Genomic DNA, 24,000 nt, shown 5'->3' on the forward strand with positions numbered 1-24,000 from the left:
TTATTTTGATAAGAATAACGTACTTATACGTAGGATGTGTTTGGTAATATTGAATTAAATTTATAGTTTTAACAAAATTTATAAAAGTATAAATAAATTTAATTAATTGTTCAAATGTATCAATTTTGGTTATTTAACGATTATTTAGGTTGGTTGCCGAATAAATTTTTGATCACATATATTATAATATAGATTAGTGTTATAAATAACGCTTTTTTAAATGCCTCTAAAATCTGTACCTATGAAAAAATTATTACTGACATTAATGTTTGTAAGTTTTTTAAATATCAATGCCCAAAATCCTGTTCAGGAATTTAATTTCAACGGAAATTTGAATAATGGTGATAAAACAATTACACTTTTAGGAACTCCTAATTTTGTAAATGACAGAATGGGAACTCCAAAAGCAGCTCAACGACTTACTAATAAAATTTTGCAGGGTGTAGTAGGGGATCTTCCGCAAGATAATAAGCCAAGGTCAATATCTCTCTGGATAAAATTTAATACTGTTGCTTCGGCAAATTATATTTGGGGTTATGGCGGTGCGGTAAATACGCAATATTTTGGATTGCTGCAGCAAAACGCAACTTCCGGAAATTCTGATTTAAGTCTGGTGGGTTGGGGTGATACAAATAACATAATCGTTTCAGTTCCGCTTCAAAAAGAGGTTTGGTACCAGTATAATATTACTTATGACGGCACAACGTCAAAAATATACCGTAATGGTGAATTATTGAAATCAACAGATGGAATTTCACGTTTAACGAAAGGTTACATCCTGAGATTAGGACAATTAAATGCAACAATAAGTATAAATGCAGATGTAGACGACCTAAAAATATATAATGTTGCAATGACACAAGAGCAAGTTATGGAGTCTTATAATAGCTCAAAAGCTACCTCGACGGCTGTTGTAGCAGAAAGTGCTCCGGTTACTGCTCCGGTAAAAAAAGTTGTTGCTGCAGCGACAACTACAAAACCTGCAGTTGTTGCAAAAACGACACCTGCTGTTTCAGTAGCCAGTACTACCGAAGCAAATACAGGTTCTAAAAATGTTGAGGTTTTCTCGCAGGGGAAAAAAGTTTTTGGAAGTACAAATGCAACCAATATCAATGATTTGCCTGAAGGCACTTATTTATTGAAAATAACCAATATGCCTTCAAAAAAATAATTCTCAGATTAAAACGAGACTTCGGTTAAGGAAAATAGTTAATTAAATTTTTTATTTTGTTTAGTATGCAATTTATTTTTTTGAGCAGAAAAAAGCCTTCTAAGTTTAACTTGAGAAGGCTTTTTGAATTTACGGTTTATCTGTTTTAGTTTATAACACTTAAAACTACAAATAAAATTACGAGAACGATCACTACGTATTTTGTGTATTTTGATGCTTGCATTATGAATGGTTTATGGTTATTTAATATATCTTTTATATCGCTCTATTTCTGGTTGAGTAATTTTTCTAAATACTCGATTTTATCTTTTTCGGCTTGTAACAAACGTTCGTAAAGCTTTTTATTTTCGTCAACAACTTCCATCATTTTATCCAATGGATTGAATGAACATTGATTTGCATGTGCATTAACAATACTTCCAGTAATTTCGTTGTCATAAATGTTGTTGAAATAATTAATTGCTGCTTCATCAGAAAAATTCTTAATTGCTTCAACCGTTACACCAAGTGCTTTTGCTACCTCTGCAAGTTTATCGTCGTCTATAGTTTCGCTATTTTCTATTGCCGATATAGCTTGCTGGTTTGTGCCTAAGGCTTGCGCCAAAGCTTCTTGTTTCATATCTCTAAGTTCACGAATACGGCTAATTTTTCGCCCTATATGAATTGGTTTTGTTAATGTGCTCATAGTTCAAAGATAATAATAATCGATATAAAATTAACTGAAATGTAAAAAACAGATTCAAAGCGGTACGATACGAGGTAATGAAAAAGTGATTGAATCAATATTGTTGTGGTTAATTGTTTGTTATTTTTAAATTTTATCAGATAGGATTTCAGATTTAATTTTTTTAAGTTATATCTTAAATATTTTAGAAAATAAAACTTATTTCATTACTTTAATAACTTTTTGTGGACTGTTTTAATTTTCTAATATTGTTATTTAGCACTTAATTTTAAAACTAAAATAAATGAAAAAATTAGTGTTTTTACTTAGTGCTCTTGTATTGGGGCTTACCTCTTGTTCGAATGATGACAATAATTCATCTGATCCTTCGTCTTTAATCTTAGTAAAAAAAAGAATTTATACTGAAGCCAATGAAATTTCTTCGCATGATGATATTGTTTACAACGGCGATAAAATAGTTAGTATTAGAGATGAAGACGGTTCTGTTTTAAAATTTACCTATACCGGTGATGTCATTACAAAAACGGAAGAAATTGATCAGGATGGTAAACTGGATCAAATTACTGAATATAGTTATACAAACGGAGTATTAGCTACAAGTATCGATAAACATCCGGATGAAGCCTTTTATTACAAAAATAAATATACCCATAATAGCGATGGAACTGTTGCTTATGAGCAATTTAGAGTTAATGTAGTAACGGGTGTTGAAGAGGAATATGGAGCAATTGGAAAATTTACCTTTAAAAATGGTAATATCACAAAACTGGAAGTTTCGTATTATGGTGCGAAGAGTTCCTATGCATATGAATACGATGATAAAAATAATCCATTTAAAAATGTGTTAGGTTATAATTTATTACTAGAAGATGCATCTGCTAATAATGTAATTAAAATGACTGCAACATCTGGATCCGGAGACAATATTTATACCGCCACAACGACTAATACTTATAAATATGATTCGAATAATTATCCTGTCGAACTTATAGAAAGTTTTCAAAGTGGAAATTCAATTTCAACTTCTAAATTTGAATATTTTTATTAGCTAGATGTTATAAATTTTAAAAGGAAATACTCTAATAAAATAAAAGGAGTATTTTCTTTTAATCTTAATCTTTAATATACTTATAAACAAAAATATTTTAAATTAATTAACGAGATATTTCTCAATTAAGTATTTTGTTTTGTAGTGTTTTTTACTATGTAAATCTCATTATTTCTCAACTAATATACTGACAAATTTTGACTTTTTACTTTCGTAATTTTTTGCTTACTTATTTTGTAAATATTTATTTGTCAGTTCATTTAAAGTGCTATTTTTGTGCTTTTTTTAACATGGAATTAATTACACATTAATGTCGAAAATCAAGCTTCTATTTTTATTTTTATTATTCATTTCGTTAGGTTATTCACAGGAAAAAAAAGCCAGAGTGATGGTCAACGCCAGAGCTCAGAAAGATCAAATCTTGATTAGATGGGCACTTAATTCTCCAAGTGAGTGGCAAAAAGCAAATAAAAAAGGGTTTATAGTGACCAGAACTACCATATTTAGAGATGGAAATGTTTTGGCTAAACCGGAGAAAATTGTGCTTACTCCAAAACCATTACTTCCTGAACCATTGGATTTATGGATGGATTTGGTACAAAAAGATAATAACGCTGCTATTATTGCGCAATCAATTTATGGTGAAAGTTTTGAAGTAACCTCTGCTAAAGAAGGCGACTTGTCAAAAATAGTCAATATGGCAGATGAACTGGATCAGCGCTATACATTTGCTTTATACGCAGCTGATATGAGTTTTAGCGGTGCCGTAAAAGCGGGTTGGGGATACATTGATACCAATGTTAAAAAAAATGAAGTATATGCTTATCAGGTGCGTGTTTTTGAAAGCCCAAAGGTAAAGGAATCATCCTATATGATAGGTTTAAAAGATTATGGCGCACTTCCTGCTCCAACGGATTTTATTGCAATTCCAGACGATAAAAAAGTATTGCTTTCGTGGGATTATGAAACCTTTAAAAGAATTTATACGTCATATATGGTCGAAAAATCGTCTGACGGAATTAATTATACGCCAATAGCGACAACACCGTTAGTAAATTTGAATGATAAGGATGAACATCCGTCAAAAAGCATGTATTACATTGATACACTGAGTGTAAATGACAAGGTTTATCAATATAGATTGTATGGAATCACTTCATTTGGAGAAAAAGGAGAAGTAACAAAACCAATTTCGGCAACTGGAGTATCAGCAATAGTTACCGCCGCACGATTAGTCGATTATAATATTGTTAATTCAAACGAAGTTAATCTGGAGTGGGATTATCCTAAGGAATCTGAAGGATTTATTCAGGGATATGAGATTAATTTAGCCAATAATGATAGAGGTCCTTATAAAGTGGTTTCTAAAATTATTCCGCCATCTGAGAGGAAACTTAATTTTAAGGAGAATTTATATCCGTCTAATTATTTTACGATATCTGTAGTAGGTAAAAATAATCAAAGGCTGACATCTCAAAGTATGCTGGTGCAGCCTGTAGATTCTATACCTCCGGCAAAACCAACAGGGCTTGAAGGTGTAATTGATAGTCTTGGAGTGGTGCGCTTGAAATGGAAACCCAACACCGAAAAAGATTTGCGCGGATACAGAATTCTAAAAGCCAATAATTCAGATGAAGAATTTGTAGATATTTACCATCAATCGTATGTAGGGAATGATTATAAAGACAGCGTAAGTCTAAAAATGACAAACAGCAAGGTTTATTATAGAATTGCTGCCGAAGATATGCGTTTTAATATTTCAGATGTATCTGATGTTTTGGTTTTAGACAAGCCGGATAAAATTCCGCCAGCAGCGCCAATTTTTAAGGATTACGATAATAAAGATGGCAAAGTACATCTAAAATGGATACGCAGTTACAGTGAAGATGTAGTAGGATATAGCCTAAGAAGGAGAGAGAAAGGACAGGAAAAGTGGCTGGAGATAAAACAGATAAATGATACTATTCAGGAATTTACAGATGACAGGGTCGAAAACAGAAAAACATATCAATATGCTATTTTGGCTAAGGATAAAAGTAATCTTTGGTCATCATTAGATCATTCTGTAATAACAGTGAATGTGTTGAATTTTACGCCGGTTAAAATAATTACGTTTTTACAAGGAGTTGCCGACAGAGAAAATAAAAAAATAATTATTACCTGGGATTATGCCAAGAATAAAGGTAAAGTACTGGGAGTGAGTATTTATAAAAACACAAAAGGATCTCCGCCCACTTTATGGAAGGAATTAAACAGCAATGTTTTGACATTAGAAGATAAAAATTTACAAATTAATCAGGAACTCGAATATCATTTTGTTCCTAATTTAGAAAGTGACAGTCCTGCAAAAGCAGAAACCCTAACAGTGATATATTAAGCCTATGAAGAATTTTTACTTATTGATAATTTTATTGGTTTCAGGATTTGGTTTTGCACAGGTTCCTAAGTATATTATAAAAGTCTCCAACATTAATTATTCAATTAATGCAGGGGTTAAAAATAGAACAAGTTCAAATGTCAGGATCACAGTTCGTTATAAAGACGGATCAAGCGCGAATGCTTATGTACGAGATATTCGTAATAATGGTGATCGCGAAGTAAATCTGAATGTTGGAGATCTAACCAGTTTTTCTAAACCGGTTTCTATAGAATGTTATGTTTTTGTGAACTTTAGAAGCGGTACAGATGCGAATAGTACAATATCTAAAAGTGTAGATTCATTTTGTCCATCCGGTAGTTTCAGCGGAAGCTACTCTCCCAGAATGTCGAATGTAACATTTAATTATAAAATAGAACCTGTATTTAGTGTTACCAGATCACCTGTAATTGATAATATACTTCCTACACATTCAAAAAAAACGATAACGGCTACACCAGGCTATGATGCTTATTATTACAGATGGCAATATACTTTAGCCATCAATGGGACTTCAACGATCTGGACAGATCTGCCTCAATATAATAATGCACCAAGTATTACGGTCGATGCACTAGATATTTTAAAAGAAAAAACATATCTAAATATTGGAAAAAATATCAATTTTAGAATAAAACCCTGCACCGAAACTGCTGGAATGAGTACATCATTAAGTTACTCCATAAGATTATCTGCGCCAGAAGTTCTTTCGGTATTAACTACTCAACCCACTTGTAGTGATAGTCAGGACGGATCTGTAAAACTTAAATTTAACAGGATTTTACTAGATGGTGAGCAATTAAATTATACTTTGTATGATGTCAATGCAAAGACTCCCAGTAAATATAATGGTGTGTTAGCAATTGACGCCAATAAGACTTTTAATATTACCGGTTTAAGTGCCGGAATTTATACATTGCAATTAATTGGTTTTAAAGATGGATTGAATACTTCTGTTAATAATCCGCTTGATCCAAATTTATTTGATCTTAAAACTTTTACAATTGCATCTCCGCCTATCTTAGATTTTACATTAAACGCTACAGATGTTCAATGTTATAATGGAGGTGACGGGACTATAACGATTACACCAACCGGAGGAACGCGAACCACACCTGGCAATGATTATTATTCATTAGACAATGGATTAACCTGGGTTTCTTTTGCAAATAATAAAGCACATACTATTACGGGTTTGACACCTGGTACTTATAAGATTAAAGTAAAAGATATGATGGGCTGTATTGCCAAAATACAAACATTGGTTGGTGAAGAGATTCAACTTGGTCTGGATAAAATTTTAGAAAAAACAATATCACAGCCATTATTGCCTTTAGCATTGAATTACACATTAAAGACTGAACCCACTTTTTATGGAGCAGCTAACGGAAAAATTGTAGCTGCAATAAGCGGCGGAACTATTAATGATGATAAAACATATGCTTATGAGTGGAAAAATAGCAGTGGAGTTGTTTTACCAGCAACTGGTCAATATAACACTGCAGATAAAACATATAATATTACGTTAGAAAACGTTCCTCAGGGAGAATATAAACTAACTGTTAAAGACAAAAATTATAGTAATGCCGTAAATAAGGCAACTTGCTCTATTATTGAATCATCTCAAACGTTAACACAACCAGAGAAAATAGTAATTACACTGAAGGAAACAAAAGCAATTTCCTGTAATACAGAAAATCATGATCCTGCTGCCGGCGATGCAAATAAATTGTCAGATGCAATTTTAAAAGCAACAGTTACAGGAGGTATTAAGTTTACAGGATCTGCAAATAGTGGTTTACCCTATACATTTATCTGGTCAAAATTCAATACTGTAACCAATGTATGGGATGAATTAAAAGATTATAAAACTGATACGGCTACCGGTCTGGGCAAAGGAAACTATTCGTTAAATATTGTAGATGCTAACGGAATTGTTCAGGGAATTTATAATACTACAGATCTGGAAACTGCAATTCCGGCAACGATAGAAATTGTAGAGCCAACAAAATTAGAATTATCCTTTGCCTCAGGAAATGTTTCCTGTCACGAAGGTAATAACGGTTGGGCTACTGCAAATGTTACGGGAGGTGCAGGCGGTTACACCTACATCTGGTTTAATACAGGTGGCGGAATTGTTGATGCAAATAAAATATCTCAATTAACATTAGGTACTTATACTGTTACAGTTTCTGATAAAAACGGATGTTCTATAACAGGAAGTGTGGATATAACAGAGCCACTATCACCGGTAGTAATTTCATACAAGGAAATTTTTACACCTACTTTTTCAGGTGCAACTAACGGACGCATTGTAGCTGAGATAACAGGAGGAACACCTTTTGACGGGATCGAAAATAATGGTAAATTGTATAATTATGAGTGGAAAAACAAAGCTGGAGCAGTACAAACTACAACTGCAGCATTAGAAAACGGAATCTACACTATTACCCTGAACGGAGTTCCGGCAAATGATTATTTTTTAACCATTAAAGATAAAAATTACAACGAAGCAACAAGTCAAATTGTTAATTGCTCTGTATTAGAGTCAATGGTAACACTAAATGAACCGGATCCTTTAAAAGTTGTTTTTGAGGTTATTCGTACAATTTCCTGTAATACGAGCAACGAATTTGGCAATAATAAGGATACAACCCCAAACGATGGTCAGCGTGACGAATCGCAAGATGGAATTTTACGAGCTCATGTAACTGGCGGAACTCCGCTTGCTGCAACTATAAATAACGATTTGCCTTATTATTTTTATTGGAAAAAACAACAAGCAGACGGTACCTGGTTGCCTTTGACTGATATTACAAGTGAGACAGCTTCAAATCTTTCTCACGGAAATTATGCTCTAAATGTAAAAGACAGAAACGGAATTATGTTGGGTACTTATGTAAACAATGTATTAACGCAGGAAATTGACGTTACCCAATTTATGCAGGAACCTCCTAAATTATCTGTTACGATTACTCAGGGAAATGTTTTTTGTAATGGCGGAAATGATGGTTGGGCGACAGCAAATGTAACAGGCGGAACCGCTCCGTATGATTATAAATGGTCTAACGGAGTAGAAATTAAAGAAAATACAGTTTTAAAAGCCGGTACCTATACAGTATATATTACAGATTTTAGAAAATGTACGACACAGGCAAATGTTACTATTAAAGAACCTGGAACACCACTTGCTATTCACTATACAGAGGTATTAAACCCAAGTTTTTACAAAGCAACCAACGGAAAAATTGTAGTAGAAGTTACCGGAGGTACTATTTTACCGGACAACTCGTATTGGTTTGAATGGAAAAACAGTAAAGGGATAAAACAAACTACAACAACCGCTAATTTTAGTAATGGTGTTTATACAATATCTTTAAACGGAGTGGGTGAGGAATTATATAGCTTAACAGTTCGTGATGCTAATTATAATGCGGCAACAAACAAAACAAGTTGTACCGTTGTAAATTCTGTAACGGCTTTAGACGATCCGGATCCGCTTGAAGTTACTTTTGAAGTAGTTCGTACTATTTCATGTAATGTGAGTAATCAATTTGGGAACGAAACAGATGCTAATCCGCAGGACAATCAAAGAGACGAATCTCAGGACGGTATTTTAGTTGCTCGTGTTAAAGGAGGAATTCAGTTAGCCGCTGCTAAAAATAACGGTTTGCCGTATTATTATACCTGGAAAAAACAAGTGGGTAACTCGTGGATAATATGGAACGATCACGATGAAACTGCCGAAAACTTATCTAACGGAACCTATGCCCTGAATATTGAGGATGCCAACGGAATTAAACTGGGAACATATGTTAATAATCTTTTGGTAAAAGAAGTTGATGTAACCTACCCAATGCCGGAACCCGCAAAATTACAATTGACTTTTACCAAGTTTGATGTAGGTTGTACAACAGGAGACGACGGTTGGGCAGAAGCACATGTTTCCGGCGGAACTGCGCCTTATACCTATGAGTGGACCAATGGCGCAACAACATCAAAAATTGAAAATATTACCACAAACAATTATTTTGTAATTGCAACAGATGCAAAAGGATGTATCATTGAGGGAAGTATTTTTGTAGGGGATCCTAACGGAATATTTACTACAGAAACAGTTAAAAATCCGGTTTGTTATAAAGGAAATGATGCTTCGATTGAATTAAATGTTACAGGCGGAAACTTGCCTTATAGTTATTTATGGAATACAGGAGCAACAACTAAAGACCTGAACAACCTTACGGCAGGAAATTATGAAGTGGCGATTACCTGTCCGGATTGTTGTGTGTACAAAAAGAAATTTGTTTTAAAAGATCCCGAACCGGTTATTGTCAATATTGGTGCTGACAGAACATTGTGTATCGATCAAAATCTGGATTTAGATGCATCAATTGCTGATAAAAAAGCAACCTACAGCTGGACATCGACAAACGGATTTACATCGAATGAAGCAAAAATAAAGGTTTCAAAATCAGGAACATATCACGTAAAAGTAACTTCAGGTTTAGGATGCATTGGCGAAGATGAAATTGTAATAAAAACAAGTCAGACCGCTATTAGTTCGGAGTTTTTATTAAGCTCACAAGCCTATTTAGACGAAGAGGTAATTTTAATCAATACCAGTAATCCTTTTGGAGAAAGCACAAATTGGGTACTTCCTAAAGGAGTAAAAGTAGTAGAGCAAAAAGAAAAATACATCACCTTAAAGTTTGATGCGACAGGAGTTTATTCCATTGGTCTGGAGCAAACGCAAGGAGAATGTTACGCGGTTTACAATAAAAACATTACCGTAGAGCAACGAAGCACATTGCCAAATGCCGAAACTGCATCGCAATTTATAGTTGACTTTATTGTAACGCCAAACCCGAGTAATGGTAATTTTAAAGCGCTTATAACTTTAGAGAATACCAGTGCCATCAACTTAAGACTATTTTCTACAACGGGACAGAATACGATGATTCAGAAAAAAGAATCGGGAAAAAAGAAGTACGAAGTAGATTTTGAGACTTCATTAGAATCCGGAATGTATGTTTTAGTATTAGAAACGGGACAACAAACATTGGTTAAAAAAATTATTATCTACTAAAAAATGAAGAACCTTTTCAAAAATATAATACTATTCATATTATTCCCCCTTTGTGGGCTAGGAGGCTTTGGCTGGGGGGCATACGCTCAGCTATATCCTGTACAGTTAACGCCGGTTTTTAATAGTCCGTATAGTGTCAAATTATCTGATTATGTCACCAGCATGGATACTAAAATGCAGTTGCTCATCAATCCTACAGATATTGCGATAGCACAAAGGCAGGTGCGTTTAAAATTGTACATACAAGGGAACGGACTTAATGTACAAAGCAGCGATTTTATACAAGGGCAGCGACCAATTTTTATTAATGGCGGTGAATTACAAACGCTAACCAATACTGATATTGCAGCACTTTTCAGGCTGGAAAACCTGCAGGGAATTTCTCCTGCACAATATGCGAATGGCTTACCGGAAGGAATGTACAATTTTTGTTTTGAGATGTATGATTTTGTAACCAATCAAAAGATCTCACAAAAAAGCTGTGCCAGTTTGTATTTGATATTAAACGATCCTCCGTTATTAAATACACCGCAAAAAAACGAACAAATTGCTTCGACAGAATTTCCTAATATTTTATTTACCTGGACACCACGCCAGATAAATGCCACTAATGTATCGTACAAATTTGAGTTAAAACAACTTATAGATCCTACATTAGACCCACAATTTGCGTTCCAGATGTCTCCCATTTTATATGAAGAAACACTTTTTTCGACTGCTTTATTGTATAATTTAAGTATGCCCATTCTTACTCCCGGTTTGCGATATGCATGGAGGGTAAGAGCGATTTCGACAACAGGACTTTCAGAAAATGCGGTCTTTAAAAACGACGGATACAGCGAGATATATTCGTTTAAATACACCGCTTCATGTGCAGCGCCAACCTTTTTGTTAAGCGAAGCCCAGAATTCTAAAAGTGTAAAAATTACGTGGGAAGGAACACCGGAACATACCCGCTATCAGGTACAATACAAAAAACAGGATGTTCGCAATGCGCAATGGTTCTCTACAAACAGTTTAAACACACAAAGTTTAATTACCAATTTAGAGCCTGGCGTTACCTATCAGTTTAGGGTAGGATCAAGTTGTGATCCCGCAGCAGATGGAGTTCAGTCATTTACCTATTCCGGAGTCAGCACATTTACAACACCTACACAAACGAATGGTGTACCTGCATATAATTGTGGTATTACACCTGAAATTAATATTCAGAATCAAAAACCGCTTACTAATTTAATACAAAGCGAAACCTTTAAAGCAGGGGATTTTCCGGTAACGATTTTAGAACTTAAAGGCGAAAACAGCCCTTATTCAGGACGAGGTTATATTATTGTGCCTTATTTAGCCGATACTAAAATTGCAGTTGAATTTAATAGCATCGTAATCAATACCGATTATCAATTAATAAGCGGTGTTGTAGAAACCAGCTATAATCCGGACTGGAAAAATATTACTGATGTAGAAGATTTTACGGGCGAAGGTCAAGGCGGACAAATCGAAGAAACTGTTCCGTTTATTATAAAAGATATTGTTATTAATGCCAATGGCGATATTCTTGTCAATGGTGTAGATGGGCAACAAGTAACCATTCCGGGCGGGAAAGATACTGTTATTACAGATAGTGGAGGTGTAGATGAAAAAGGAAATAAAATTCCGCCTAAAGTTTATAACGTAGACAGTGCAGGAAACGGCAGTAATCAAGGTACTGAATTTGCCCAGGGAGGTAAACCAACTCCGGAAAATACAGATGGTGTAGATAAAACCGGTCAGGCAACAGCATTTACGGCTAAAGGAATTAGTATTGTATTTTCAAACAACGAAAATACAAATAATGGAAATAAAAGTAAATATGCGTTTGATGTAATGCCGGAAAAAGCAACAGATGCTTTACAAAAGTTATACAAAAAAGTGGGGAATATAGCGTTGCCTTACAAAGCAGTTTTAAATGGCGATACTGATACCTTATTAGCTACGGTAAATGTTACGGATAGCAATATACAATTAGACAGTATTGTTTTTAAAACCCAAAATGGCGCAAAAATTGACTTTAAAAGAAACGATAAAGTTTTTGTTTTAACAGTAAAAGGAACTTTAAGTTATGCCGAAGAACAAATATTAGCCACCGTAAAACAAGGCAAAAAATGGCAGGTAATTGGCGCTTTCATGCTGGTACATATTTCGCCAAAAGAGGTGAATGTTGCTTTGGTTCCTACAGACGACGTCTCTGAAAAGAAGCTTGATGCCGTTATTGCCAGCACTAAGTCCATCTATGATAAAGTAGGAATTAAAATAAACTTTAAAAAAGAAGGAGTACTAAATATAAGTAGTGTAGTTGCCGGAAATACAATTAAAACAGAGAAAAACACACTTACTTCTACTTATAGTACAGACCAGCAAAACATAAACAGTTTGTACCAAAGTACAGAATCTAGTTATGTGCTATTTGTAACAGATAAAGTTTCAAGTACCGGACAACAGGGTTATATGCGACTAAACGGACAGTTTGGGTATGTATTTAAATCCGGATTAGAAAAAACTCCTGCACACGAGTTAGGTCACGGTATTTTTAAACTCGAACACCCTTTTGATACTTATAAAACTTCTGAATCAAGTACTGATTTATTGATGGATTATAGTTCAGGAACGGTTTTAAATCATCAGGACTGGAAACAAATTAATGATCCTGTATTTAAATTGTATGCGTTTCAAAGTCAGGCTAGTGGAGAACTTAATAAGTATGCTCACTTAGCCTTAACACCAAGCGGAGTAGTTATAGATGAGTTTTATTTTAATAATGAAAGAATAGTGGTTACCATTGCAATAGCTAAAAATTATACAATTAATACTATTAAATATAATGATAAAGACTATCAATGGAATAATACTGCTAAAGCTTTTACTAATGGTGTAGAAAAGATTGTAACCAAAAAAGTTTCTAAAACTATTAATAATAAAGTTAATTTATTTAGATCTAGAGGAGACGGATGTACTTATGATTATGTATTAGTTGAGTGGAATTCAGAAGATGAAAAGGTGTCAGATACTAACACACGAGTCTTAGATAAAATAAAAAGTTTTACAGATGCAGACTGGAAACCCTCTCCTTTAGACATCAAAGATGTTTCTTGTAATAATAATTTTGCTCAAGAGCTATTAGCAAGAGATCAAAAAGATTGTTTGTCTTCTCAAATACAAGACGGCATCGTTGAATTAAAAGAGGCAATGAAGCTAACAGATGGAGAAAAAGTTGCCACCTCTGTTAATAATGTATGTATGTCTGCACTTAGAAATTTGACATATACAGAAATAGAAACACTTATTAAAATTGTTGCTACTCAAACAGATATAAAAGAGCGTTCTGAATTGGCAATTTTACGTTTGATGAGTGCTATTAAAACAGATTACTTTGCAAACTATTATACATTTTTAGAAAAAGACACGAACAAAGTACTAAAAAAACTTATTGATGAGATCGATGATACATCTCTCTATTTCTTAACCGATAAGAAAAATTACACCAACTTTATCGGTGCATTAGTTACAATGTTTAATCAGGCTCCTAAATCAATAGAAAGTAGATGGCCAAAAGAAGATGATGATTATGCAAAGAGAGTAATCAATCTTAATAAAATCGAATACGATAGTGATTTTAAGTCGTCAGTATGGTTACAGACCTATACTAGTAAGCGTAATACCTTTGAGTATAATGATCAGACAAGTAATATTACTATTTATGATTTCTATGCTACTACAAACTACACCGCCGCAGGTCCGGGTACTATATCTAGTAAAGATGTAGTAGATGAAGTATCCCCACTTACGCCTATATTTTTGATTCCTGAAGAAGGTAAGTTGCCATTAATAGAAACAGCTTTAGGAGATAACAATTTGGGGAATAATTATTATATAGTTCCGTCTATTTTTCTAAAGTATCAAAAAGATAAGATTAGGAATGATTATATAGAGAAAGGCGTGGTTACTGCACTTGATATAGCTACTATTTATCTTAGCGGAGGTACTGCTCTTGCTGCTAAGGTAACATGGGTACGTCGTGCCTGGGCGATAGCAGAAGTAGCAGGATCTGTTGGGAATATTGCAGTAAATACGGAAACAGTAGATCCTAAAAGTACTTTAGGTAAAGCCATTAGTGCATACAATATTGGTATGGGAGTTATTGGAGTCAAAAATGTCGCTGTAGGCGGGTATAAGTTTGTATCTAGCTTACCGGCTACAACCAAAACTTTACTTAAACAAAGTAAGGGTATTAGGAGCTTATTAGTCGCACAGTATGCTGAATGGAGAAGCCTTACAACGAATATTGATAACTTGTCGTCTGCAGAGCGAAAATTAATTACAGAACAAGAAGATGTTTGGAAAGTTCTTGGATTTGTTGACAAGCTAGGGGACATGGTTTATAAAAATGTAAAATTTAAGGATTTTACAAATAGTGTAGGTGATTTTGCCGGTGGCGCTAAAGCAGAAATAGCAGAAGAAGCTTATAAATTATGGGGAGAAAATAAATGGGATGAACTCTACGATTTATTCAAGAATAATGACCTTAACCATTATAGTGGAATTAACTGGCCTCCTTACAGTGGTTTTGCAAAAATAAATGAAATAGTTAGTGCAAATAAATACAAATTTAGAATAGATAGATTCCAAAAAGAATCAAGTTTAGGGGGAGGATTTGGAAGCCCAATTTTGAAAAATGGTGAAGGAATAGATGATTTAGTTTATACTTATGATTCCAGAATGCTGAGTGATAAAATAAGTGAAGGAATGTATTATTTTGTTTTCCAAATGAGTGACAAAGCGGTAGATTTAGAACTAAAGATAGGGGATGTGGCACCATGGTTTAAAAAGCAAATGAATTTGGCGGGAGAACAAATAGAATTTTCAAAGAAATTGCATACTCTTGATCCCGAATTCTTTAAAAATTTAGAAGCGAAAGTATTTATAAATGGTAAATGGAGAAACTGTGTTGTAGAAGGAAAAGGAGTAATAACCGACTTGCAAGATGTGTTTAATAAATTGCCTTTAGATGTTTCTGATGATTTAGTAGATTACATAAATGCATCTTCTAAAGTACTTACAGATTTCAAAGATGCTCAGAAAGCAGGAAAATTAGATGAAATGGTAACTGCTTTCGAGATTTTTAGAAAAAATAATATTAAAAAACCCTGTTTATGAAATTAGATAGTCAACACCTATATAAAGCTTTAAAAAGTAACACAGAAATTATTGCAACAGAATTAGAAGAACTTAATTATGGTCGAATGTTTTGGAAATTTGATTTTCTTGTCAATAACCAAAAAATCGATATTCAATTGTTGCAGTGTGAATTCGAAGGGCTTTTCGTAAATCTGGACCATTTTAAAATGGAATCAGAGAATGGAAAATATATTTACATCCCAAAATATAATCCTATAATATATGAGACAGATTCTAAAGAATTCAAAGAGTATAAATCACCTATAGAACCTCAAAATAATGATTTTGTGAGAAATTATTTTTTTGATAATAATTTGATTATCCTTCATGAAAGAAGTGTTTATAAAATCAATTTAGAGAGCGGTGCTATTATGCACATTTCATTCGAATTTGGAAGTGTTGTGTTGAAAGATATTTATTTATTGGATGAAAAATTTATGATAAAGTTTAAAAATTTAAGCAATTACGAAGATGAAGAAAAAGAGATTAAACTTTAGTATCATGAAAAAAATAATAATTCTGTTTTTTGTATTGCAGTCCTGCTTTTCTTATTCACAATGTCTTAAGGTATTGGTGGAAGATTTAGCAAAAAATAGTAAAGAATTTAAAACGCTCGTTAATGAAAAATCAGGTTTTAAGGCTTGGCAGGTTTTAGCTGAAAATGCTCCAACCTTGCGCACAGACATTAGTGAGTTAAGCTTAGTTTCCCAAAACTTAGAAGCTATTGAAAAAGCCGGAGGATATACGAAATGGAAAAGCTTGCAAAGTGGAGGAAAAATTGAAAAGCTATGGACAAAAATAGATGAGCACGATGGTGATTTTCATGGAAATCACGCAACATATTATGATGTTAATGTTACATATCAAGCTTATAGAGAACAAGTTGGTGTAGCTTTTTCTAACAATAATATTTTAGAGTTTCATTTAAATATTCCTGAAAAATTGCAAGGACAAGGAATCGGTTCGGTCATATTTAAACAGGCAATTGAAGATTATGCTCCATCGAAAGTAAAGGGGTGGTGGAAATCATCAGATATTTATACGGGAAATGAATCGATAAATCTTACCATTTTTAAGCAAAAGTTGCAAGATGGATTATCTGCTGAACTAGCTGTTTTTGAAACGCCAACAGGTAAAATTCTTAAAGCAAATAATTTTGATGGAAATGTTGAAGTAATAAAAAACACACCAAATGAAGTTATTATCTATTTTAACCCTAAAATGTAAATAATGAGATTCTTTTATATTTTAAATATTAAAAATGAGGCTGTTGAATTTGGGAAAATAATATCTGAAAGATATGCGATATTAAAAAAAATTAGTTCAGCTTTCGATGATCAGAAAGCCCATCAATTAATAGATTTCAGTGTTTATCAGATTGAGAAGTTATTGGAAAAATTAATTGAAGAAAGAAATTCTAGACACTCAAAGAATCCAGAGTATAATAAATTTCATCAAGAGATTAACCTTTTTATAACTAAAACTTATAAAAAGAAAGATTTGTTGCTTTGCCAAACAGGGTTTGATAATAAAATTATTTTCTTAATCAATATACATAATGCTTTATTGAAGAATGAAAGTCCTTATTATTTATTATTTACAGAAAATCACAGAGGTTTTAGTGAGTGGCAAAAATTAAATGATCCGAATAGTTCAATATAGTAAATCAAATTTTAGAAAATTTTATATGAAAAATGATGAAAATTTTATTAGAAATAAAATACTGAATAATTATGGATGAAATTGAATTAGCAAAACAACTTTATACGGCAGCCCCCTTAAATAAATTCAGGAGTGATGAAATTATGAAAGGAAAAATAGAGATGTTATCTATTGATCAAAAAATTAATTTATTAGTTTTTTCATTTAAAAATTATGATAAAAGTTATAATATGGAAGTGTGTTTAACATATACACTTTTATGGAGAAACTTTAATGGAGTTAATTGGAAGAAATTAATAATAGAAATGTTCCCAAGAAAAATAAAGTTTGAAGAAGGAAATAGAAAAGAAATAAATACAGGTTCTTACTTTGATATTTTTTTACTTAATGCAATTATAGGAGTTTCTCCATTTGAGTTTATTTTTAATGAAATCAACATCCATGAAATAGAAAAAAAAGAATTTTTAAATTATTTAAAATTTTATGGTGAATCACTTTTTTTCTATAACGAACGAGAATTAATAGAGGATATTGTAAATTTTTATGAATTGGAAGTGTTTGTTGATATAGTAAAAATGAAAGAATATATTCAAACAAATTTAATTTTCGAACCATCAGTAAGTCATTCAGATTTATTAATTAGATACGAAGGACAAAATAAGTTATAACTGATATGGCGCGGATATATTTTCTCCTGCTGGCGAGAGCATCTTGCTCGTGATCTCAAAGAAAGTTCGCAAATGCTAAATGAAAAAAATAATATACGTTCATTGAAATTTAGTCTTTTAAAAGTTTGTTTACCAATTTGGTAAATCGGGAAGATAGTTTAGAAGAAGGTAAGTAAAGTTTAGAGATAAATATAAGTGATTTAGATCGTTTGCACGAGCAAGATGCTCGCGTCAGCAGGGGAATTATTTCCATCAGATAAGTTATATAGATGAATTAAAAGCTAGTGGTATTGATTTCGCAAATTCATTAGAAGAACTTAAAAAATTATTAAAATAATGGCGTATATACAATTTTTATCAGAGAAAATAGCTTCAAAAGAACAAATATATTTAGATATTAAAATGAGTGCATATAATTTAAAAAATATAGAATCTATTCTTTGCAGGAATAGTAAAAGTTTTAATATAACAAAGATATATACTATTAACAATGAAAGAATAGAAGAAAATATTAATTTTTTAGAGAATAATATAGATACATATGAAAAATATCTTATATATCCTGACGAGGAAAATCCCTGTGTTGTTTTGAATGTTGTTGAGAATAAACGATTAATCTCATTATTTTCAGCAGATAAAGTTAGGTGTAAAAGATTGCTTTTTGAGTTTGCAAAAGAATATTTAAAACTTCATCCTGATAATTATCTATTGATTGATGAAACAGATTTGTATGATCTAGAAAGATTAAACAGGATGATTTAAAACTATTTTGAAATAATGAGTTTAGCTATTATATACACTCAATTTGAATCTCAAGAAAAAACATTTAAGAATGTAGCATTTGCATCATTAAATGCAAACTTGATTTTTCGTCAAGAGAAAATTCTTTGCGAAAAAATGGAACAGTAAAAATATGGGTTACGAAAAGATTTGGAAACGGAGAAGATGATTTTGAATTTTTTTTCAATGGATATTCATTATTAAGAACGGATAACCAATTTTATTTCGAAAGTAGAATATAATGAAAAATGTCCTGCTGGCGCGAGCATCTTGCTCGTGATCTTAAAGAAAGTTCGCAAATGCTAAAGGGAAAAAATAATATAGGTTCATTGAAATTTAGTCTTTTAAAAGTTTGTTACCAATCTGGTAAATCGGGAACATAGTTTAAAACGTGAGTAAACTATGACTAGGCTGTCTAGAGATAAATATAAGTGATTTAGATCGTTTGCACGAGCAAGATGCTTGCGTCAGCAGGGGGCAAAATGGGATGATATTCAAATTCACACAATTAATATTAACAAAGAAGGAAAGATGTTCGATATAATTCAGTGTTCTGAATGTCAAGACATTTTTAAAGGAATGTATGTAACAAGTCAATAATATGAAAGCAAAAGAATTTATAGATATTTCAACAAGAGGTCGCGTAGCTTTTTCAATAAATTGTTTAGAGAATTCTATTAATTGCCAAAATTTGAGGATTAGTAATGATTGTGAAAAATTACTATTACAACAGTTGTGGCATTTTACATCTGATAATATTGCATTATGGGAGTTGCAAATAAAAGAATTGATTCCTTTCGTAGTGTCAGAGGAAGTAGATTATTTGATAAAGGACTATAATTACTTTTCAAAAAAAGTACATGATATATTACAAAATTATTATAAACAATGTAATAAGTATGTCCTTGATATAATTGATTTAATATACGAATTAGGAAAAACTAATGTTTTTGTTAATATTGATAGCAATGATTTGAAAGAAGCAACTTTACCTTTATTGCAAGAAATTATTGATTTAATGATGAAAAACAATATGTCATTGCCAAATATTAAATTGTTTGAAAAATTTTCAATAAGTGAAAATAATGGTTTGGGAAGAGAATTTGCAAGAGAGGAAATATTTAATGATAATTTATAAGATTGAATAAGTACAACATTAGGGAGATTTTACATAGTGGGCTCCTGCTGGCGCGAGCATCTTGCTCGTGATCTCAAAGAAAGTTCGCAAATGCTAAATGAAAAAAATAATATACGTTCATTGAAATTTAGTCTTTTAAAAGTTTGTTTACCAATCTGGTAAATCGGGAACATAGTTTAAAAGGTGAGTAAACTATGACTAGGCTGTTTAGAGATAAATATAAGTGATTTAGATCGTTTGCACGAGCAAGATGCTCGCGTCAGCAGGTGGTATATCAGATAATTTTAAAGCATTTAAAGATGGTAAGTTAAATAAGATAAAACATCAAAAGGCTGCTTTTGAAACGTGGACAGGTAAACAAGCATATAAACAAGGATTACCAAAGTAAATGTAATAACTGATAATGATAATCTAGTACTTATAGAATTTACAAAATAATGATAACATTAGAAATAATAAATCAACTTCTTATTCCGAGTAAGGAATCGGAACAAAAAATAGAAAACCTTTTAAAAGATGCTTATATAGGTATCCAAGATCTTCGAAGAATGTCATTGAATAGAAATCTTACATTAGAATATATAGAAAAGGTAGAGAGGTTGTTTGAAGAGAATCAATTCAATAGTGAAGAACTATATCTTCCTAGATATCTACAAAAATATGCACAATGTTTAAGTTCATTTTGGGATAGTTATTCTTATTATAATGGATGGCAACAAAGTAAGGGGGAATTTCATTTATTTAAATCGTTAAAAGAGTATGATTTAGTTTTAAATGTTCACCATTCAGAAAGCGATTGTGCAAATATTCTCAGAAAAATGGAAGATTACTGGATAGCATCAAATCAAGTATACACTAAATACCAAATAGATTTAATAAATAAAAAATATATAAGATAACGGAACGGATACAACTATGGACGGGATGAAAGCATATTATGTTGACTTTATAGAAATATTGTAAGATGAAACGAATCAAAATTAATGAACTTCCTGAAGTTATTCCTGAAGAAATATTTAATATTTTAGTTGAAATGGCATTAGAAGATTCGAAGCAAACATTTGATTGGAGAGATATTTCTGTTCATTTAAGTGAAAATGATCTGCCTCTATTAATGAAAATTTTAGATAAGGTTCGAATAATCAAAAAAGCGACCGAACAAGCTAAAGAAGATTGTAAAAGTGAGGAGCAAAAAAAGAAAGAAAAAGAAGAATGGGATGAATTTGTGAAAAATGCTGATCCTAAGGAATTCTACGGCAATTTGGGAGAACCTGAGACACCGCAACAGTATAAGGATAAATATGGTATTTGGCCACCTGGATCTGATGAAAAAGACAATAAAATATAATTTAAAAAGAATAAATCCAAAAGAATTGCCAAGTGTTTTAACGGAGCAGACTATTAATATTCTTGCGCTTATGGCTAATGAAGTACCTCAATCTCAAGAATGGCGTGAGATATTTGATTTATTATCCCCATCAAATCTTAGATTAGTAATGGATAAGAAAATTGAAATTCAGGATCAACAAGAAAAGGCAAAAAAAGATTCTATGACTGAAGAAGCAAAAAAAGAGGAAGAAGAACAACGTAAAAGGTTCTATGAAAATTTTGACCCACTTGGTTTTTATGGTAATATGGGAGAGCCAGAAACACCAAGACAATTTAAAGATAAATATGGTATTTGGCCACCTGGATATGATGAAAAAGACAATAAAATGTAATTTAAAATAATTGAATATGAATTTTATTGGCTTAAATAATAAAGATGAACTAAAAAAATCATTCATCTTTATTCATACTAGATGTATGATTCTCTAAAAACAAGAATATTAAATACTAAAAGAAAGATTTAAGTTTTTTCGAAAAAAGCCTTAAAAATAAATATGAATAAAATCAATAAAAAAAATAAAAAAAACACATGAAAAAAAATGTTTTAACCGTACTAATAATGCTAATCAGCATTTGCAGTTTTGCACAAAAAATTAAGATAGACAAAGGAGAAATAAAACTAGATGAAAAGACAATAGGTTATGTAGAAGGTAAAAAGCCGGTTTTTAAAATATATAGTTTAGATAAAAGTTCCTCTATTACAGCAGAATTAAAAAATGCTCCTAATGAGGATTCAATGAAGCTACCATGGATAGAGATAAAAAACGAAACCACAGGAAAAACGAATGAAATAGATTTTAAAAATAAGAGTAGAAAATTCAGTGCTTTTAATTATGACAGAAGCATTATCTATGAATTAATGGATAGAGGTTATTTCACGGCTGATGGTTTAAATATTGAGGCAATAGAAAATTTTCTAAATGGAGAATCAGCCGGTATAGCTGCAAAACGTTTAGGAGTTCAGGGTGATATCGATAATGCAAGCCGTCTGGCAGATACGTATCAGTTAGCAATTGATGATAATGGTGTTATTTACAGTATAAAAGCAAAAAATATAGATCCAAACGATAAAGCGATCGGTTTTATCAGAATGACATCACCATTTACAAATGGAGAATTAAAATACGATGTTTTAGATTTAGACAATCGATTGATAGCAACCTGGTATGCAAAATCGGCAATGGTTTCAGGTTATGACAAATTTTTAAATCAGGAATTGATTACATGGGACAATAAAGTATTTAAAGCCACTTTTGATAATAGAGGAAATCCTATAGGATATAAAATGAGTAAAGATATCACGGCTATGAATGTTGTACGTGTACTTGTTGGAAACGGCTACAGCTTAGGAAGTCCAAATTTAGAGAACAAAAAATAAATTAAAATATAAATAAAGAAAATGAAAAAGAGAATTTTATTAGTAGCAGTGTTGCAACTTTTTATAGTGTTTAATGGCTGTTCAGGTCCGGAGAGTGAGCCAGCAGTGACCCCGGAAGAACCACCGGTTGTTGTGATAAAAACAGCAAAATTAACGTCGTATTCTAAAAACTCAGGCGAAACTGGAGAAACAGTTAGTATATATGGGGAGAATTTTTCTGAAAAAGTAAGCGATACCAAAATTACTTTTGATGGCGTTGCAGCCACAATTGTTTCGGCAACAGCTACTGAAATTAAGTTTACAATACCTAAAACAGAAAAAGTCCTGCCAAAATTGCAGCTTACAATAGAGAACAGAACGATAAGTAATGAAATAAAAAACGATTACGAGGGGAATATAGGGATTCTTCCTGTTCATTCTTTGACAGAGTGGGTAGCTCAGGAAAATACAGCACAATATGATGTTGCACGAGGCAATATTCAAATGATTAATGACAAGATAGTGTATATAGCAGGGAGTCTAAGAACTTTTGATGGAGGTATTACATGGGGTCAATGGGCGAGAGGTGGTTTTAGTTTAGAGGCTCACGCTACTAAAAACGATGAAGGATGGGCTAGTTCAACTGAACTTACCAGAATGACCAAAATTAAAGCAGGTGGAGATTTAGGCAATAATATATTTGCCAATATAGAAAATACTACCGAAGTTTATTATTGCATCTACGTAGATGACAATATGAAAGACGGAACAGTTGTTACACAAAAAGGAAGAGTTTTCACAACATCTAACGGCGTTGATTTTACAAAAGTTTATGAACTGGGAGATGATACCGCTAATCTCTTTCAATCAACAAAAATTGATAATGACCACATGTGGGTAATTGGTTATAAAAAGATTAAAGATAAAGACGGCTTTAATCTTGAACGACCTTTTATTTTATTCAAAAATAATACAACAGATGGATGGAAAGAATATCCTTTTGTTAATGAAGCGCCGGGTTATTATGCGAGAGAGATTTCCTTTGTTGATAAGCAAAATGGTTTTCTTTTAATTAATCATTACTACAATGCTTTATTAGATGTTAAACTATTTAAAACGAACAATGGTGGCGATTCCTGGAGCCAGATTTATGATGGTGAAATGTTCTCGAAGTTCACTTTTAAAGATGTAAATACAGGTTGGGCGATTTTAGACAATAAAATCTATAAAACAACAAATGGTGGTACTACCTGGACTTTAGACTATACGCACGACCAAACTATTGGAAATATCTCCTACAAAAACAATGTTGTTTGGGCTTTTTCTAAAGACAAGATAATCAAACGCTATTTATAATTTTTAGCAGGAAAATAAAAAGATTAAAAAAAC

Annotated in this window: 17 protein-coding genes; 16 read left to right on the plus strand and 1 reads right to left on the minus strand. The window is 32.2% G+C overall.

Features of this window, described 5'->3' with window-relative positions:
- The first annotated feature begins 241 nt into the window (after nt 1-241).
- Nucleotides 242-1,171 (plus strand): LamG domain-containing protein, encoded by a 930-nt coding sequence (locus ACHRVX_RS02590; protein ID WP_395328783.1) that lies wholly within the window; start codon nt 242-244, stop codon nt 1,169-1,171.
- 265 nt (nt 1,172-1,436) lie between these two features.
- Here ACHRVX_RS02590 and ACHRVX_RS02595 read toward each other — a convergent pair whose 3' ends face one another.
- The gene (locus ACHRVX_RS02595; protein ID WP_395328786.1) at nt 1,437-1,856 is read right to left on the minus strand and encodes a helix-turn-helix domain-containing protein; all 420 of its coding nucleotides are present in this window, start codon (nt 1,854-1,856) and stop codon (nt 1,437-1,439) included.
- A gap of 283 nt (nt 1,857-2,139) precedes the next feature.
- Here ACHRVX_RS02595 and ACHRVX_RS02600 point away from each other — a divergent pair, with 283 nt between their 5' ends.
- From ACHRVX_RS02600 to ACHRVX_RS02670, 15 genes are all read left to right on the plus strand, one after another.
- On the plus strand, nt 2,140-2,904 hold the full coding sequence (locus ACHRVX_RS02600) for a hypothetical protein (protein WP_395328789.1): 765 nt from the start codon (nt 2,140-2,142) through the stop codon (nt 2,902-2,904).
- 310 nt (nt 2,905-3,214) lie between these two features.
- Nucleotides 3,215-5,281, plus strand: a complete 2,067-nt coding sequence (locus ACHRVX_RS02605; RefSeq protein WP_395328792.1) for a fibronectin type III — start codon at nt 3,215-3,217, stop codon at nt 5,279-5,281.
- 4 nt (nt 5,282-5,285) lie between these two features.
- On the plus strand, nt 5,286-10,406 hold the full coding sequence (locus ACHRVX_RS02610; RefSeq protein ID WP_395328794.1) for a T9SS type A sorting domain-containing protein: 5,121 nt from the start codon (nt 5,286-5,288) through the stop codon (nt 10,404-10,406).
- A 3-nt stretch (nt 10,407-10,409) separates the two neighbouring features.
- Nucleotides 10,410-15,596 carry a fibronectin type III domain-containing protein gene (locus tag ACHRVX_RS02615; protein WP_395328797.1) on the plus strand — a complete coding sequence of 1,729 codons (5,187 nt, stop codon included), beginning with the start codon at nt 10,410-10,412 and terminating at the stop codon, nt 15,594-15,596.
- Entirely contained in the window at nt 15,593-16,114 is a 522-nt protein-coding gene (locus tag ACHRVX_RS02620; RefSeq protein ID WP_395328800.1) for a hypothetical protein, read from the plus strand. Before ACHRVX_RS02615 ends, ACHRVX_RS02620 begins: the two co-directional genes overlap by 4 nt.
- Nucleotides 16,115-16,118: 4 nt before the next feature.
- Complete coding sequence (locus ACHRVX_RS02625; RefSeq protein ID WP_395328803.1) at nt 16,119-16,844, plus strand: hypothetical protein; 726 nt, start codon at nt 16,119-16,121, stop codon at nt 16,842-16,844.
- A gap of 3 nt (nt 16,845-16,847) precedes the next feature.
- Nucleotides 16,848-17,279, plus strand: coding sequence for a hypothetical protein (locus ACHRVX_RS02630; RefSeq protein ID WP_395328804.1), 432 nt, complete (start codon nt 16,848-16,850; stop codon nt 17,277-17,279).
- A gap of 71 nt (nt 17,280-17,350) precedes the next feature.
- Nucleotides 17,351-17,947 carry a hypothetical protein gene (locus tag ACHRVX_RS02635; RefSeq protein WP_395328807.1) on the plus strand — a complete coding sequence of 199 codons (597 nt, stop codon included), beginning with the start codon at nt 17,351-17,353 and terminating at the stop codon, nt 17,945-17,947.
- A 336-nt stretch (nt 17,948-18,283) separates the two neighbouring features.
- Complete coding sequence (locus ACHRVX_RS02640) at nt 18,284-18,709, plus strand: hypothetical protein (protein WP_395328810.1); 426 nt, start codon at nt 18,284-18,286, stop codon at nt 18,707-18,709.
- A 619-nt stretch (nt 18,710-19,328) separates the two neighbouring features.
- On the plus strand, nt 19,329-19,865 hold the full coding sequence (locus ACHRVX_RS02645; protein WP_395328813.1) for a hypothetical protein: 537 nt from the start codon (nt 19,329-19,331) through the stop codon (nt 19,863-19,865).
- A gap of 437 nt (nt 19,866-20,302) precedes the next feature.
- Nucleotides 20,303-20,764, plus strand: a complete 462-nt coding sequence (locus ACHRVX_RS02650) for a hypothetical protein (RefSeq protein WP_395328815.1) — start codon at nt 20,303-20,305, stop codon at nt 20,762-20,764.
- Between the two features lie 65 nt (nt 20,765-20,829).
- On the plus strand, nt 20,830-21,213 hold the full coding sequence (locus tag ACHRVX_RS02655) for a hypothetical protein (protein WP_395328817.1): 384 nt from the start codon (nt 20,830-20,832) through the stop codon (nt 21,211-21,213).
- A complete protein-coding gene (locus ACHRVX_RS02660; protein WP_395328819.1) occupies nt 21,191-21,586 on the plus strand; it encodes a hypothetical protein in 396 nt (131 codons plus the stop codon). The genes ACHRVX_RS02655 and ACHRVX_RS02660 overlap by 23 nt, the downstream gene beginning before the upstream one ends.
- 197 nt (nt 21,587-21,783) lie before the next feature.
- Nucleotides 21,784-22,632, plus strand: coding sequence for a hypothetical protein (locus tag ACHRVX_RS02665; RefSeq protein ID WP_395328821.1), 849 nt, complete (start codon nt 21,784-21,786; stop codon nt 22,630-22,632).
- Nucleotides 22,633-22,653: 21 nt separating this feature from the next.
- Nucleotides 22,654-23,967: an IPT/TIG domain-containing protein gene (locus ACHRVX_RS02670; protein WP_395328823.1), complete on the plus strand. Its 1,314-nt coding sequence runs from the start codon at nt 22,654-22,656 to the stop codon at nt 23,965-23,967.
- The last annotated feature ends 33 nt before the right edge of the window (nt 23,968-24,000 follow it).

The sequence above is a fragment of the Flavobacterium sp. FlaQc-47 genome (genome assembly GCF_044006475.1).
Taxonomy (GTDB): domain Bacteria; phylum Bacteroidota; class Bacteroidia; order Flavobacteriales; family Flavobacteriaceae; genus Flavobacterium.

Coding starts and splice junctions, on each gene's coding strand:
- ACHRVX_RS02590 (WP_395328783.1), top strand. CDS start 242: ATGAAAAAATTATTACTGACATTAATGTTTGTAAGTTTTTTAAATATC.
- ACHRVX_RS02595 (WP_395328786.1), bottom strand. CDS start 1,856: ATGAGCACATTAACAAAACCAATTCATATAGGGCGAAAAATTAGCCGT.
- ACHRVX_RS02600 (WP_395328789.1), top strand. CDS start 2,140: ATGAAAAAATTAGTGTTTTTACTTAGTGCTCTTGTATTGGGGCTTACC.
- ACHRVX_RS02605 (WP_395328792.1), top strand. CDS start 3,215: ATGTCGAAAATCAAGCTTCTATTTTTATTTTTATTATTCATTTCGTTA.
- ACHRVX_RS02610 (WP_395328794.1), top strand. CDS start 5,286: ATGAAGAATTTTTACTTATTGATAATTTTATTGGTTTCAGGATTTGGT.
- ACHRVX_RS02615 (WP_395328797.1), top strand. CDS start 10,410: ATGAAGAACCTTTTCAAAAATATAATACTATTCATATTATTCCCCCTT.
- ACHRVX_RS02620 (WP_395328800.1), top strand. CDS start 15,593: ATGAAATTAGATAGTCAACACCTATATAAAGCTTTAAAAAGTAACACA.
- ACHRVX_RS02625 (WP_395328803.1), top strand. CDS start 16,119: ATGAAAAAAATAATAATTCTGTTTTTTGTATTGCAGTCCTGCTTTTCT.
- ACHRVX_RS02630 (WP_395328804.1), top strand. CDS start 16,848: ATGAGATTCTTTTATATTTTAAATATTAAAAATGAGGCTGTTGAATTT.
- ACHRVX_RS02635 (WP_395328807.1), top strand. CDS start 17,351: ATGGATGAAATTGAATTAGCAAAACAACTTTATACGGCAGCCCCCTTA.
- ACHRVX_RS02640 (WP_395328810.1), top strand. CDS start 18,284: ATGGCGTATATACAATTTTTATCAGAGAAAATAGCTTCAAAAGAACAA.
- ACHRVX_RS02645 (WP_395328813.1), top strand. CDS start 19,329: ATGAAAGCAAAAGAATTTATAGATATTTCAACAAGAGGTCGCGTAGCT.
- ACHRVX_RS02650 (WP_395328815.1), top strand. CDS start 20,303: ATGATAACATTAGAAATAATAAATCAACTTCTTATTCCGAGTAAGGAA.
- ACHRVX_RS02655 (WP_395328817.1), top strand. CDS start 20,830: ATGAAACGAATCAAAATTAATGAACTTCCTGAAGTTATTCCTGAAGAA.
- ACHRVX_RS02660 (WP_395328819.1), top strand. CDS start 21,191: ATGAAAAAGACAATAAAATATAATTTAAAAAGAATAAATCCAAAAGAA.
- ACHRVX_RS02665 (WP_395328821.1), top strand. CDS start 21,784: ATGAAAAAAAATGTTTTAACCGTACTAATAATGCTAATCAGCATTTGC.
- ACHRVX_RS02670 (WP_395328823.1), top strand. CDS start 22,654: ATGAAAAAGAGAATTTTATTAGTAGCAGTGTTGCAACTTTTTATAGTG.